We start from the raw sequence: 14,462 nt of genomic DNA on the forward strand, positions 1-14,462 counted from the left end.
CCGCCCGGTTCCGCCGACGGGCGCGGCATCCGGAAGAACAGAAGAGAACAGGAACGACCGTGGCCGACGAAGAGACCGTCCTCATCTGCCTGCCCTTCGCCGGGGCGGGCCCCTCCTTCTTCGCGCCCTGGCAGGGGCTGGCCCCGGAGGGTCTGCGGATCCTCCCGGTGTCGCTGCCGGGCCGCGAGAAGCGGTTCCCCGAGCCCGCCCACACCTCGGTGGCCCCGGCCGTCGACGACGCGTACGCGCAGGTGACGGCGGCCCTGGGGGGAGGGGACGGGAGCGGCGGCCCGGTCGTGCTGTTCGGGCACAGCATGGGTGCGGTCCTCGCGTACGAACTGGCGCACCGGATCGAGCGGTCGGGCGGGCCGGTCCGCCTGGCCGCGCTCGTCGTCAGCGGCGCGCCGGGCCCCTGGACGCCGCGCACGGACCGGGCGGACGGGCTGCCGGACGAGGAGTTCGCCGCCCGGGTCCGGGCGTTCGCCGGTTACGACCACCCGGCGCTGGCCGACCCGGAGATGCGGGAGCTGCTGCTGCCGACGCTGCGGGCGGATGTCCGGCTCCACGAGAGCTATGTCCCGTCCACGGACCGGAAGCTGGACGCCCCGGTCGTCTCGGTCAGGGGGCGGGAGGACACCCTGGTCGGGGCGGCGGAGGCGGCCGAGTGGGGCCGGGCGACGACAGGGAAGCTGACGGTGGCCGAGCCGGCCGGCGGGCACATGTATCTCACCGAGCGGCCGGGCGAGCTGCTGGAGCTGGTGGCCGCCGAGGTGCGCGCGGCGAGGGGCCGGTGACCGGCGGTGGCGGCCCGGGGCCGGTGAACGGCGGTGGCGGCCCGGGGCCGGTGACCGGCGGTGGCGGTCCGGGGCCGGTGACCGGCGGCGGTGGTGCGGGTCGTGCGGCCGGCGGCGGAGCCCGGCTCGCCGGGCGGACGGCGCTGATCACGGGAGCGGCGCGCGGTCTCGGCCGGGCCTGTGCGCTGGCCCTCGCCCGCGAGGGTGCGGACCTGGTGCTGCTGGACGTGGCGGGCGAACTGCCCGGGGTGCCGTATCCGCTCGGTTCGGCCTCGCAGCTCGCGCACACCGGGCGGCTCTGCCGCGAGGCGGGGTCCGCCGTGCTGACCCGGCAGGCCGACGTCCGGGACCTGGCGGCGCTGGAGTCGGCGGCGGAGGCGGCCGAGGAGCGCTTCGGGCGGATCGACGTCCTGGTCAACAACGCGGGCATCGCCGCCCCTTCGGGCCGGCCGGCGCACGAGATCACCGAGGCCGAGTGGCAGCTGATGATCGATGTGGATCTGGGCGGGGCGTGGCGGGCGATCCGCGCGGTCGGCGGCCGGATGGCCGCCCAGGGGTCCGGTTCGATCGTCAACATCGCCTCGACGGCGGGCCTGGTGGGCTACCGGCACTTCGCGGGGTACGTCGCGGCCAAGCACGGTCTGGTCGGCCTGACGAAGGCGGTGGCCCTCGACTACGCGCCCCGCAAGGTCCGGGTCAACGCGGTGTGTCCGGGCTCGGTGCGGGACGACGAGGCGATGGAGGGCCGGATGCTGGCGGAGATCGCCCGCTCGCTGGAGGTGCCGGTCGCGGAGCACGAGGCCGCCTTCGTCCGGGACCAGCCGATGAACGCGCTGGTGGAGCCGGGCGATGTGGCGGACGCGGTGCTCTGGCTGGCCTCGGACGAGTCCCGCCGGGTGACCGGCAGCGTGGTCACCGTGGACGGCGGGTTCACCACCCGCTGACCGCCGTTTTCCCTTCCGTGGACGAGGAGTTGCGCACGTGCCGCCTGCCCATCACGCCCTGATCGTCCGCCTGCCGCCGGACGCCGCCGACGCCGCGCTCGCCGACGCCCTGACGACGGCGGCGGAGCTGTGGTGGCCCGGGGAGCGCCGCCCCCGGCTGTGGACGGAGACCGTGCCCGCCCCGGCCGGATCCGGGACCGCCGCCCGGCGGCGCGCTGCCGAGGCCCGCCGCCCGGTCGCGCCCGGCCACCGGCTGCGGGCGGTGCTGCTGCGGTACGCGGGCGAGCACCTGGCCGACCTCGTCCTGACCGCCGGCGGAGCCGCCCTGGACGCCCGTTCGCTGCGGCTCGTCGCCCGGGTGCTGCGGGGCGACCTGGCCCCGGACGCCGTGACGCCGCTCGACGGGCCGCTCCCCCCGGACCTGCGCATGGACGGGGAGACCCGGGGGCTCGCCTCGGCGCTCGCGGTCACCGTCGGACGGTACGAGGGTGCGGCCTCGGTGCGCGTCGCCGTCCCCGTACCGGCCCGGGACCGGCCTCCGTACGCGCTGGGGGCGCTCGACGGGTACGCGGTGTTCACGGCGGACCTGTCGCCCGGCCGCACGGTCGCGGACCTGCTCGCCACCGAGCCGTCCGCTCCGGCCGAGGGTGACGATCCGCCCGTGCTGACGCTGGTGGCGGGCGAACCGGGCGGGGACGGGGACGGGGACGGGCCGGCCATGCTGCCGACCGGCCCGGACGCCCTGCCCGTACCGGCCCACCAAGTGAGATTCGTGCAGGAACAGTTGGCGGGCAGCGCGCCGAACACGCCGCTCTCGCAGCTGAATCCGTTGAGCAGGGAGGAGTCGGCGGAGCAACTGGCCTTCCGCACACCGCACAAGGCCGCCGCCCCCCTCCGTATCGACGAGGTCTTCGCCGCGCAGGTCGCCGCCCGCCCGGACGCCCCCGCGCTCACCGCCGGTTCCGCCACCCTCTCCTACGCCGAACTCGACGACCGGGCCGAGGAGTTGGCGGACGGCCTGTACGCCCACGGTGTCCGCCCCGGTGATCTCGTGGGCCTCTGCCTGCCCCGCGGGGCCGACCTGGTGGCGGCGATGCTCGCCGCGCTGAAGGCGGACGCCGTCTACGTACCGCTGGATCCGGAGCATCCGGCGGACCGGCGGGAGCGCACCGCACGGGACGCGAAGGTGCGGCTGACGGTCGATGACCCGGCCGCCCTCACCGGTCACCCGCGCCGCCCCGCCGCGGCCCGGGGTCCGGCCGCCGGTCCCGCGTACGTCATCCACACCTCGGGCTCGACCGGCCGCCCCAAGGGGGTCCTCGTCCCGCACGCCAATGTCACGGCCCTGGTCGACGCCGTCCGCGACGACTTCGCGCTCTCCCCCGACGACGCCTGGACGTGCTTCCACTCGGCGGCGTTCGACTTCTCGGTGTGGGAGATCTGGGGCGCGCTGCTGACGGGCGGGCGGCTGGTGGTCGTGGACCACTGGACCTCGCGCCAGCCGGAGGACTTCCACGCGCTGCTGGTCCGGGAGCGGGTGAGCGTGCTGAGCCAGACCCCTTCGGCGTTCACCCAGCTCGCGGCGGCCGACCGGACGGGCGGCGGGCTGCCCGCCCTCCGGCTGGTGGTGCTGGGCGGCGAGCCGCTGGACGCCCGTCCGCTGCTGGGCTGGTTCGACCGGCACCCGGAGGACCGCTGCCGCCTGGTCAACATGTACGGGATCACCGAGACCACGGTCCATGTCACGGCGGCCACGGTGACCCGCCGCGAGGCGCTCGCCGGATCCCGGTCGGTGGGGCGGCCCCTGCCCGGCTGGTCGGTCCGGGTCCTGGACCCGCACGGGCGGCCGGTGCCGCCGGGCGCGCCCGGGGAGATCCACGTGGGCGGGGCGGGCGTGGCGCTCGGCTATCTGCACCGGCCAGCCCCGACCGCCGAACGCTTCGTCCCGGACGTCGTGGACCCGGCCGGGCGGCTCTACCGCAGCGGCGACCTGGGGCGGCTGCTGCCCGACGGGACGCTGGAGCACCTGGGCCGGATCGACGACCAGGTGAAGGTGCGGGGCTTCCGGATCGAGCCGGGCGAGATCCGGCATGTGCTGCTGGAGGACCCGGCGGTGTCGGCGGCGGCGGTCACCGTGACCGGCGGTGCGGGCGGGGACGCGGCGGCCGTGCGCATCGACGCGTACGTGGTCCCGGCCCCGGGTGCGGGCGAGGACCCCGGGTCCGTACGGGACCGGGCCGCCCGGCTGCTCCCCCCGCACATGGTGCCCGCGACGGTGACCGTGCTGCCGGCCCTCCCCCTCACCGCGAACGGCAAGCTGGACCCGGCCCGGCTGCCCGCGCCCGGAACGCGCCGGACCCCGGCTCCGGCAGTCCCGGCGGCTCCGGCGGCTCCGGCGGCCGACGCCCCCGAAGCCCCGGCCGCCGTCCTCGCGGGCATCTGGCGGGACGTGTTCGGCGTCGAGGAGATCGGCCCGGACGACGATTTCTGGGACCTGGGCGGCAATTCGCTGTACGCGATCCGGATCGGCACGCTTGCCCGGGAGCGCGGGCTGCCCAATGTGGCGCTGCGTCAGCTGTATCTGACGCCGACGCTGGGGGCGCTGTCCGAAGCGCTGGCCCGGGGGGTGTGAGACGAAGGGCATGGAGAAGGGGCGACCGCACAACGGTGGCCGCCCCCTCGCACGCGGTGGTTACACGAAGCGCTGGTTCGCGCCGCCGTCGCATGTCTGGAGCTTGAGCGGGTCCTTGGCCCCCGCCAGCGTCAGACACAGGTTGGTCGCGGCGGCCGGGCGGAGGGTGCCCGCCTGCCGGACGAACTTCTGGTTGGCCGCGCCCGAGCAGTCCCACACGACGAGCGTGGCGCCGGCGTCGTACTTCGCGCCCGGCACGTCCATGCAGCGGTCGTGGCTCAGCGCGGTGCGGGCCGTCTGCGTACCGGCGTCGTACCACCAGTTCTGGTTGCGCCCGCCGTGGCAGTCCCAGCCGCCGATCGCGGTGCCGTTACGGGTGACCGAGGCGGGCACGTCCGCACAGGAACCGGTCGCCACGTTCTTCAGCGGGACGAACAGGTCGTCGAAGGCCGCTCGGGTCAGGACCGGGTTGCCGGTGCTCGCCGGGTCGGCACAGCTCGCCTCGCGCAGCCCGGAGTCGTACAGCTGGGTGAGGCAGGACGCGAAGGCCCGGTGGCCGGCCGCGTTGGGGTGGAAGGACTGCCGGACGGAGTTCTCGTCGGGCAGGCCCGGCTTGCTCACGTCGATGAACAGCCCGCGCGCCCAGGTGTTCTCGGTGCAGACCTCGTGGCCGTGGAAGAGCCGCGAGTTGTCCAGGTAGGAGGCCCCGGTGGCGGCCGCGGCCTTGCGCATGCCGACCTGGAAGGCGGGCACGGCGGTGTTGCGGCCCCAGACGGTGTCGGAGTCGTAGCCGAGTCCGCCGCAGACCAGCTTGCCGGGGAACTTCGGGTTGTCGCGGAAGTCCGGGCCGATCGGGCTCGGGTAGCCCATCAGGACGAGCTTGTAGTCGCCGTTGGCGTACCCGGCGTCCGTCATCACGGTGCGCAGATCGCGGACGGTCTGCTCGACCTTGGGGACCAGCGCGTCGACGCGGGCCTGCCAGCCGCCCGCGTACTTCGGCTCGCAGGGCCCCTGGAGGCTGATGTAGCGGACCACGCAGTCGGTCATGACCGGGCCGAACTGGAGGTCGTCGTTGGCCCCGGCGACCAGGACGATCATCTTGATCCGGGTGTTGCGGGCCTTGATCGCGAGGCTGTCGCTCTGCACGAGCTCATCGGCGTACTGCTTGTTCCCGCCGATTTTGATGTTCCCGGTATAGGCGCCGGAGCACGAGACGTTGTACGTGACGTCCGCCGCGATGCCCGTGCGGTGGATGGCGGCGTCCGGTGAGCGGTGGCACCAGTTGTCCGGCCCGTTGGTGCCGGGGTCGTAGGTGCCGACGCCCTCGCCGGAGATCTCGCTGTCGCCGAGCGAGATCAGCCCGGTCTTGCGGTCGCCGAGCGGCCGCTCGGCGGGGCTCCCGTACAGCTGGGTGGCCTCGGCGGCCCGGACGGCCTCCAGCGCGGGCGGGAGAGGGGTGGATGCGATAGAGCTGGTACCCGACTCCGTCGCGCCCGCGGGTCCGGCGGCGGCCATACCGCCCACGGCGGCCGCGAGAGCGACGGCGGCCGCGACCGTACAGCGGAGCCGGCGAAGGCTTCCGAGCCCTCGAAGTCTGGTGCTGGTGCGCCTCATTGCGCCTCCCGGTAGTGGTTACCCCCGGTATTTACTGGTCGGTAGGCCACTTGGGAATACATAGAACAAGAGAAGTGCTCATCTTTTTCAGGAGGTTTAAACACCATGGTCGACACGTCAGGTGACACACCCGGTGGCAGCGGGTTCCGGATCGAGCACGACTCGATGGGTGAGGTGAAGGTCCCCGTCGGCGCCAAATGGCGCGCCCAGACCCAGCGGGCGGTGGAGAACTTCCCCGTCTCCGGGCAGCGTCTGGAGCGGGCGCACATCGAGGCGCTGGCCCGGATCAAGGGGGCGGCGGCCAAGGTCAACGCCGAGCTGAAGGTACTGGATCCGGACATCGCCGCCGCGATCCAGGAGGCCGCCGCCGAGGTCGCCTCGGGCCGCTGGGACGAGCACTTCCCGGTCGACGTGTTCCAGACGGGTTCGGGCACCTCGTCGAACATGAACACCAACGAGGTGATCGCCACCCTCGCCACCGAGCGCCTCGGCCGCGAGGTCCACCCCAACGACCATGTGAACGCCTCCCAGTCGTCCAACGACGTCTTCCCGTCCTCCATCCACATCGCGGCCACCGCCGCCGTCACCGCCGACCTGATCCCCGCCCTGGATCACCTGGCGGAATCCCTGGGGCGGAAATCGGCCGAATTCTCGGAGGTCGTGAAGTCCGGCCGTACGCATCTGATGGACGCCACCCCGGTCACCCTCGGCCAGGAGTTCGGCGGCTACGCGGCCCAGATCCGCTACGGCGTGGAGCGGCTGCGCGCCTCCCTCCCCCGGCTCGCCGAACTGCCTCTGGGAGGTACGGCGGTGGGCACCGGCATCAACACCCCGCCCGGCTTCTCCGCCGCCGTGATCGCGGAGGTCGCGGACGCCACGGGGCTGCCGCTCACCGAGGCCCGCGACCACTTCGAGGCGCAGGGCGCGCGGGACGGGCTGGTGGAGACCTCCGGCCAGCTGCGGACCATCGCCGTGTCGCTGACCAAGATCTCCAACGATCTGCGGTGGATGGCGTCGGGCCCGCGCACCGGTCTCGCCGAGATCGCGCTGCCCGACCTCCAGCCGGGCTCGTCGATCATGCCGGGCAAGGTCAACCCGGTGATCCCCGAGGCGGTCCTGATGGTCGCCGCCCAGGTCACCGGCAACGACGCGACGGTCGCCACGGCCGGCGCCGCGGGCAACTTCGAGCTGAACGTGATGCTCCCGGTCATCGCGAAGAACCTGCTGGAGTCCGTACGGCTGCTGGCCAACGCATCCCGGCTGCTCGCGGACCGTACGGTCGACGGCATCACCGCCGACGTGGAGCGGGCCCGCGCCTACGCCGAGTCCTCGCCGTCCGTGGTGACCCCGCTGAACAAGTACATCGGCTACGAGGAGGCGGCGAAGGTCGCCAAGAAGTCCCTCAAGGACGGGACGACGATCCGCGAGACGGTCCTGGCCTCGGGCTACGTCGAGCGCGGCGACCTGACGATGGAGCAGCTCGACGAGGCGCTGGACGTGCTGCGGATGACGCGTCCGTGAGCGCGCCGCCGGGCGCCCGGTGACGCCGGGGGGCTCCCCGCGGCGTCCGAGGGCTCCCGGCCGGATCAGGACCGGGTGACCTGAGTCGCAGCGGGCCGGTGGGAGCGCTCCGTAAGATCTCTCCATGACAGGTACGGGAGAGTACGCACGCTGGGCGCCGGGGGACCGGATCCTCTGGCGCTACCGCGACAACGGCCGGGCCCACCGGACGGCCGGCGTCCCGCCCGTGCACATCTGCCGTCCGGTGACCGTCGTCCAGGACACCGACGAGCTGCTCGCCGTGTGGATGGCGCCCGGCACCGAGTGCGTGCGGCCGGTGCTGGCCGACGGCACCCAGGTGCACGCCGAACCGCTGGCCACCCGCTACACCGCGCCGCGCACCACGGCCCGCTCGACCTGGTTCGGCTCCGGGGTGCTGAAGCTGGCCGCGCCCGGGGACCCGTGGTCGGTGTGGCTGTTCTGGGACCGGGGCTGGATGTTCCGCAACTGGTACGTGAACCTGGAGGAGCCCCGGACCCGGTGGTCCGGAGGGGTGGATTCCGAGGATCACTTTCTCGACATCTCCGTGAACCCCGACCGGAGCTGGAAATGGCTCGACGAGGACGAGTTCGCCCAGGCGCAACAGGTCGGTCTGATGGACCGGGAGACCGCCGCCCGGGTCCGCGAGGCGGGCCTCGCGGCGGTCGAGGTGATCACCGGGTGGGGGGCGCCGTTCCGGGACGGCTGGGAGCACTGGCGGCCCGATCCGCGGTGGCAGGTGCCGCCGCTGCCGGATGACTGGGACCGCACCCCTGCCCGTATGCCGTCGTGAGACCCTGGAAGAACCCTTCGGGCGGTCCGGTCGGCAGGTCCGGTCGTACGGAGGGCTGATCGCCGCAACCAGCGGGCACCACACCGGAACTGACCACAAGTCACCACACCGGTCGTGCGGAGGGACGGGCCACGGACCCGGACGTTCCGTTCGGTCGCGGAAGCCACTACGAGGGGGTGGAGACGTGCACGCTGTCCGCTGCCCTCTCGCCGCGTCCGCCACCGGAGGGGTCGCCTGTCGGCCATCTCCGAGGCGCTCGGTTTCGGCCCCTTCATCGGGGGCATCCGGTGACAGCCGTTGTTCTTCCCGCGCTTGCCGGGGCACAGTAGCGCCCCACGAGGTGACTGCCTCATACAACCGGCCCGGACGGACGGAATCCCACGCGTGACGGAGCACCCCACCTCCCACGAAGGCCGGCAGCCTCTGGCGGCCCGGCAGCAGGAGCGCACCCGGCCCCGGCAGCAGGACGCCGCGGCCGCGGCCGCCGCTGCCGCGGTCCCGGCTCCGGCCGCCGCGCCGAACCCGGGTCCAGGAGCGGCCGCCGTCGCCGAGGCGCAGGCGGCCACCCGCCGCGAGGGCGACCGGCTGCGCTTCGTCGGCGCGGCGACCCGGCGGATCGCCCGGGGCATAGACCTGGACGAGATCGTCCTCGGCCTGTGCCGGGCCAGCGTGCCGACGTTCTCCGACGCGATCCTCGTCTATCTGCGCGACCCGCTCCCGGTGGGCGACGAGCGCCCGGTGAGCCCGTTCGTCCTGCGGCTGCGCCGCAGCGACCGGCTGCGCGTCACCGACGAGGAGGGCGGCGACGCGTCCGGCTCCGAGACCGAGCGGCTGCGCCCGCTGATCCTCGACCCGCAGGCCGACCTGATGCCCGCCGCCGAGCTCTGCGAGGTGCGGGCGGGCGGTGCGCTGGCCGAGGTGCTGCGCGGGGTGCGGCCGGTCTTCGGCGACTCAGCCGCGGCGCGGGCCGCCCTGCCGGAGCTGCTCGGCCCCGGCCGGTCCGTCCCCACCGGGCACCGGGCGATCCTCGCCCCGCTGCGCGGCCGGCGCCGGGTCATCGGGGCCGCGGTGTTCGTGCGCGGCACCGAGCGCACCCCGTTCGAGGCCAGCGATCTGCTGGTCGCGGCACAACTGGCGACGCACACCGCGCTCGGCATCGACAAGGCCGTGCTGTACGGGCGCGAGGCCTACATCGCCGACGAGCTGCAGCGCACGATGCTGCCCGACTCGCTCCCCCAGCCCACCGGCGTCCGGCTCGCCTCGCGCTACCTCCCGGCGGCCGAGACGGCCCGTGTCGGCGGCGACTGGTATGACGCGATCCCGCTGCCCGGCAGCCGGGTCGCGCTGGTCGTCGGCGATGTGATGGGCCACTCCATGACCTCGGCGGCGATCATGGGCCAGCTCCGGACGACGGCGCAGACCCTGGCGCAGCTCGACCTGCCGCCGCAGGAGGTCCTGCACCACCTGGACGAGCAGGCGCAGCGCCTGGGCAGCGACCGGATGGCGACCTGCCTGTACGCCGTCTACGATCCGGTCGCGCACCGGATCACCATCGCCAACGCCGGACATCCGCCGCCCGTGCTGCTGCACCTGGGCGGGCGGGCCGAGGTGCTGGTGGTGCCGCCGGGCGCCCCGATCGGGGTGGGCGGCGTCGACTTCGAGGCCGTCGAGCTGGACGCCCCGGCCGGCGCCACGCTGCTCCTCTACACCGACGGTCTGGTGGAGTCGCGGCTGCGGGACGTGTGGACGGGCATCGAGCAGCTGCGGGAGCGCCTCGCGGCGACCGCGCAGCTCACCGGCCCGGACCATTCGCCGCCGCTGGAGGCCCTGTGCGACGACGTGCTGGACATGCTCGGCCCGGGTGACCGGGACGACGACATCGCGCTGCTCGCCGCCCGCTTCGACGGGATCGCGCCGAGCGATGTGGCGTACTGGTACCTGGAGCCGGAGGACGCGGCTCCGGGCCGGGCCCGCAGGCTGGCCCGGCGGGCGCTGAGCCGCTGGGGTCTGGACGACCTGGCCGACGAGGTGGAGCTGCTGGTCAGCGAGGTCGTCACCAATGCCGTGCGCTATGCGGAGCGGCCGGTGACGCTGCGGCTGCTGCGGACCGACATCCTGCGCTGCGAGGTCGGCGACGACTCCCCGCAGCTGCCCCGGCAGCGCCGGGCGCGGGAGACGGACGAGGGCGGACGCGGGCTGTTCCTGGTCAACCGGCTGGCCCGGCGGTGGGGGGGCCACGCGGCTGTCGACGGGCAAGGTCGTCTGGTTCGAGATGGCGACCCGGGGGCAGTAGCGGCGGCCGTCGCGGGCGTCACGACAGGAGGGGGCGGGCCCGCGGGCCCGCCCCCTCCTGTCATCACGGCCTCACTGCGGGGCCACTCCGTTGCCGCCGCCCGGCCGTTCGCCCGGCTGGCCGTCGCCGTCCCCGGGCAGCGGCGGGAACTCCGGGCTCGTGGGAGGCGTGGTGGCGGGCGGGCTGCTGGACGGAGGCGGCGTCGACGACGGCGGCGTCTCGCTGGGCGTCTCGCTCGGCGTCTCGGAGGGGGTGTCCGACGGGGTCGGGTCCTTGGACGGGGTGGGGTCCTCGGACGGGGTGTCGGACGGCGTCGGCGGGGCGGGCACCTCGCCGCGCTCCACGTCCTGGAGGTCGAACGTCTTGTCGGACCCGCCGCCGAGGGCGCCGAGGGTGTAGTCGGCCCAGATCCTGGCCGGGAAGCCGCTGCCGCTGGCGCGGCCGGAGTTGGCCGTACCGGTCAGGGAGACCTGCTTGCGGCCGCCGTCGCCCTCACCGAAGAGGGCCACGACCGTGGTCAGCTCCGGGGTGTATCCGGCGAACCAGGCCGACTTGTTGTCCTCGGAGGTGCCGGTCTTGGCCGCCGCGTCGTAGGCGGGGCTGTTGGCCGCGCCCCCGGAACCGGCGTCGACGACCCCGGTGAGCCCCTTGGTCACGGTGTCGGCCGAGGCACGGCTGATGACCTGCTCCCGCTTGGGCTTCTCGGCGTTCACCGTGCGGTCGCGGTGCTCGGCGGACTGGAGGATGTGCGGGGTGACCTTCCGGCCGTGGTTGTCGAGCGTGGCGTACACGCCGGCCATGTCCCAGGTCGAGGCGTTCATGGTGCCGAGGGTGACGGCGGGGCGCTCGGGGAAGTTCTTGTCCGGTACGCCGAGGGCGAGCGCGGTCTCCTTCACGGCGGCGGGCGTCACGTCGACGATCATCTGCGCGAAGACGGAGTTGACCGAGCTGTTCAAGGCCTTCTGGACGGAGACCTGACCGTAATTCTGGTCGTCCTGGTTCTGCGGGGCGAACGGGGTGTCGCTGCCGACGACGGGCCGCTTGCTGGTGCCGTCGTACACCGTGTTGAGCCCGATCAGGCTGCCGTCCTGCGTCTTCGACTCGTTCTCCAGGGCCGAGGCGAGCACCAGCGGCTTGAAGGTGGAGGCGGGCTGGTAGTCCTGGCGGGTGGCGTTGCTGATGTAGTGCTTGATGTAGTCCTCGCCGCCGTACAGGGCGACGACCTTGCCGGTCTTCGGGTCGACGGAGGTGGCGCCGGCCTGGACGGTGGCGTCGACCTTGTTGCCCTCGCGGTCGAGCTTGGACTCCAGCTGGTCGTCCACCGACTTCTCCAGCGCCTTCTGGCGCTTCTTGTCGACGGTGAGGGTGAAGGTCCAGCCGCCGGCCTCGCGGTCCTCGGCGGAGACGCCCTGCTTCTCCAGCTCCTTGTTGGCGGCCTCGACGAGGTAGCCGGTCTGGCCCTCCATGCCCTGGGCGGGCTTGGGCTTGTCCGGGTAGGGGAACTCCAGGCCGGCCTTCTCGGACTCGGTCAGCCACTTCATCTCGACCATGTTGCGCAGGGTGTAGGCCCAGCGCTCCTTGACCAGCTTCTTGCCGGTGTCGGTCGCGGTGTTCCAGTCGTACTGGCTGGGGGCCTGGAGGAGGGAGGCGAGGTAGGCGCCCTGGGAGACGTTCAGGTCCTTGGCGTCGACGCCGTAGTACGCCTGGGCGGCGGCCTGGATGCCGCTCGCGCCGCGCCCGTAGTAGGCGGTGTTGATGTACCCGGCGAGGATCTTCTCCTTGGACTCCTGCTGGTCGACCTTGAGCGAGATCACCAGCTCCTTGAGCTTGCGGCTCACGGTGGGGTCCTGCGTCAGGTAGAAGTTCTTCACGTACTGCTGGGTGATGGTCGAGCCACCCTGCTTGCCCTTGCCGCTGACGGTGTTGAGGAGGGCGCGGGTGGTGCCCTTCAGGTCGACGCCCTGGTCCTTGTAGAAGGACTTGTTCTCGGCGGCGACGAAGGCGTGCTGGACCTTCTCGGGCACCTCGTCCAGGTCGACGATCTGGCGGTTGACGCCCTTGCCGGTCCGGGCGAGCACCGAGCCGTCGCTGTACTTGTAGACGTTGCTCTGCCGCTCGGCCATGGCGTTGGCGGCGGGGACGTCGACGTACACGTAGAGCGCCCCGAAGGCGCCCATGCCCAGCAGGACGATCCCGAAGAACGTGCCCAGCAGCTTCTTCCACGTGAAGAGTCTGCGTATGCCGCCGCTCTTCGGGGCCCGACGCGACTCCCGCGCCTGGGCTCGTCGCGCATCCGCTCGACCCATTGGTGTGTTGCTCCCGCTTCTCTGCTCGACCGGCTCGCTCGGTTTTCCTCAGTTCGCTCAGACCTGCCAGCTAACACCGCCGACAGGGACAAAAGACAAGCGATCCGGTCTTTTACGGACGTGACAATCAGCACCCGTTCTCTAGGAACCGACTCCCCAGGGGTGGACAAGGTTGCGAAAGCCATTAATGTGTAATCACATTGATAGCGCGGTGCGAGACCGCGCCGAACGGGGGATCCCATGACCGCACAGCACGACGACCACCGGCCGGGCGCACCGGCGGGCGACCTCGCCATCGACGCCCCCGACATGCCCGCACCCCAGGTCAGAGAGGTCACCGCGCACTCCATCCCGGGCGGCGTCGGCCTGCTCCTGACCGTGGTCGGGGTGTTCGCCGGAGTCGGCCTCGCCATCGTCGGCGGGGTGACCGGGGCGGGTGGCAACAACGCGGTCGGCGTTCCGCTCCTCATCCTCGGGGTGCTCCTCGTGATCACCTCGTTCTTCTGCATGAGCGGTGTGAAGATGGTCGCTCCGGGCGAGGCCCGGGTGATCCAGTTGTTCGGCCGGTACGTCGGCACCATCCGCGCCGACGGGCTGCGCTGGATCAACCCGCTGACCTCCAGCCGCAAGATCTCCACCCGCGTCCGCAACCACGAGACCGCCGTCCTCAAGGTCAACGACGCCTACGGCAACCCGATCGAGCTGGCCTCGATCGTCGTGTGGAAGGTCGAGGACACCGCCCAGGCGCTCTTCGAGGTCGACGACTTCCGGGAGTTCGTCGCCACCCAGACCGAGGCGGCGGTGCGGCACATCGCCATCGAGTACCCGTACGACGCCCACGAGGAGGACGGCCTCTCCCTGCGGGGCAACGCGGAGGAGATCACCGAGAAGCTGGCGGTCGAGCTGACCGCCCGGGTGAAGGCCGCGGGCGTCCTGATCATCGAGTCGCGCTTCAGCCACCTCGCGTACGCCCCCGAGATCGCCTCCGCCATGCTCCAGCGCCAGCAGGCCGGGGCGGTCGTCGCGGCCCGCCAGCTGATCGTGGAGGGCGCGGTGGGCATGGTCGAGATGGCCCTCGACCGGATCGCCGAGCGGGACATCGTGGAGCTGGACTCCGAACGAAAGGCGGCCATGGTCAGCAATCTGATGGTGGTGCTGTGCGGCGACCGCGCGGCCCAGCCGGTCCTCAACACGGGCTCCCTCTACCAGTGACCGACCAGACGCCTCCCCGGCGGACGCCGGCGTCCCGGCCGCAGCAGCGCAAGCAGATGCTGCTGCGGCTGGACCCCGCGGTGCACGACGCACTCGCCCGCTGGGCCTCCGACGAACTGCGCAGCGCCAACGCGCAGATCGAGTTCCTGCTGCGGCGGGCGCTCGCGGAGGCGGGCCGGCTGCCGGGGACCGCGCGTCCGATCGCCCGCCGGGGACGGCCGCCCAAACAGCCGCCGGAGGGGCCCGAGCCCCCGTCCGCGCCCGACGCCCCGGACGCCCCCTAGGCCCCGTGCGCCCCCGAACCCCCGCCCCGGACCACGGGGCGGGGGTTGCCT

At 73.1% G+C, this 14,462-nt stretch carries 9 protein-coding genes and 1 pseudogene; 8 read left to right on the forward strand and 2 right to left on the reverse strand.

The window, feature by feature from the left end:
- The first annotated feature begins 59 nt into the window (after nucleotides 1-59).
- The 3 genes from IE272_RS07710 (at nucleotide 60) to IE272_RS07720 (ending at nucleotide 4,370) form a co-directional block, all read left to right on the forward strand.
- Nucleotides 60-794: a thioesterase II family protein gene (locus tag IE272_RS07710; RefSeq protein WP_050360682.1), complete on the forward strand. Its 735-nt coding sequence runs from the start codon at nucleotides 60-62 to the stop codon at nucleotides 792-794.
- A gap of 77 nt (nucleotides 795-871) precedes the next feature.
- A complete protein-coding gene (locus tag IE272_RS07715; protein WP_190006569.1) occupies nucleotides 872-1,738 on the forward strand; it encodes an SDR family oxidoreductase in 867 nt (288 codons plus the stop codon).
- A gap of 37 nt (nucleotides 1,739-1,775) precedes the next feature.
- Nucleotides 1,776-4,370, forward strand: coding sequence for an amino acid adenylation domain-containing protein (locus tag IE272_RS07720; protein WP_190006511.1), 2,595 nt, complete (start codon nucleotides 1,776-1,778; stop codon nucleotides 4,368-4,370).
- Nucleotides 4,371-4,430: 60 nt separating this feature from the next.
- Here IE272_RS07720 and IE272_RS07725 read toward each other — a convergent pair whose 3' ends face one another.
- Nucleotides 4,431-5,984: a ricin-type beta-trefoil lectin domain protein gene (locus IE272_RS07725; RefSeq protein ID WP_056700882.1), complete on the reverse strand. Its 1,554-nt coding sequence runs from the start codon at nucleotides 5,982-5,984 to the stop codon at nucleotides 4,431-4,433.
- Nucleotides 5,985-6,089: 105 nt separating this feature from the next.
- On the opposite strand from IE272_RS07725, the gene IE272_RS07730 reads away from it, so the two are divergent.
- The 3 genes and pseudogenes from IE272_RS07730 (at nucleotide 6,090) to IE272_RS07740 (ending at nucleotide 10,609) form a co-directional block, all read left to right on the forward strand.
- Entirely contained in the window at nucleotides 6,090-7,505 is a 1,416-nt protein-coding gene (locus IE272_RS07730) for a class II fumarate hydratase (RefSeq protein ID WP_050360685.1), read from the forward strand.
- A 124-nt stretch (nucleotides 7,506-7,629) separates the two neighbouring features.
- Nucleotides 7,630-8,316: a cytidylyl-2-hydroxypropylphosphonate hydrolase gene (fomD, locus tag IE272_RS07735; protein ID WP_047178536.1), complete on the forward strand. Its 687-nt coding sequence runs from the start codon at nucleotides 7,630-7,632 to the stop codon at nucleotides 8,314-8,316.
- Nucleotides 8,317-8,700: 384 nt separating this feature from the next.
- Nucleotides 8,701-10,609, forward strand: a pseudogene (locus IE272_RS07740) (SpoIIE family protein phosphatase).
- A gap of 71 nt (nucleotides 10,610-10,680) precedes the next feature.
- Here the strand turns inward: IE272_RS07740 and IE272_RS07745 are convergent.
- Entirely contained in the window at nucleotides 10,681-12,915 is a 2,235-nt protein-coding gene (locus IE272_RS07745) for a transglycosylase domain-containing protein (protein ID WP_190006512.1), read from the reverse strand.
- A 240-nt stretch (nucleotides 12,916-13,155) separates the two neighbouring features.
- Between IE272_RS07745 and IE272_RS07750 the strand changes: the two genes are divergently transcribed.
- On the forward strand, nucleotides 13,156-14,127 hold the full coding sequence (locus IE272_RS07750) for an SPFH domain-containing protein (protein WP_050360689.1): 972 nt from the start codon (nucleotides 13,156-13,158) through the stop codon (nucleotides 14,125-14,127).
- Complete coding sequence (locus tag IE272_RS07755) at nucleotides 14,124-14,411, forward strand: type II toxin-antitoxin system antitoxin (RefSeq protein ID WP_050360690.1); 288 nt, start codon at nucleotides 14,124-14,126, stop codon at nucleotides 14,409-14,411. The genes IE272_RS07750 and IE272_RS07755 overlap by 4 nt, the downstream gene beginning before the upstream one ends.
- Nucleotides 14,412-14,462: the final 51 nt, after the last annotated feature.

Origin of the sequence: Streptomyces anulatus (assembly GCF_014650675.1) — a bacterium.
GTDB lineage: Bacteria > Actinomycetota > Actinomycetes > Streptomycetales > Streptomycetaceae > Streptomyces > Streptomyces anulatus.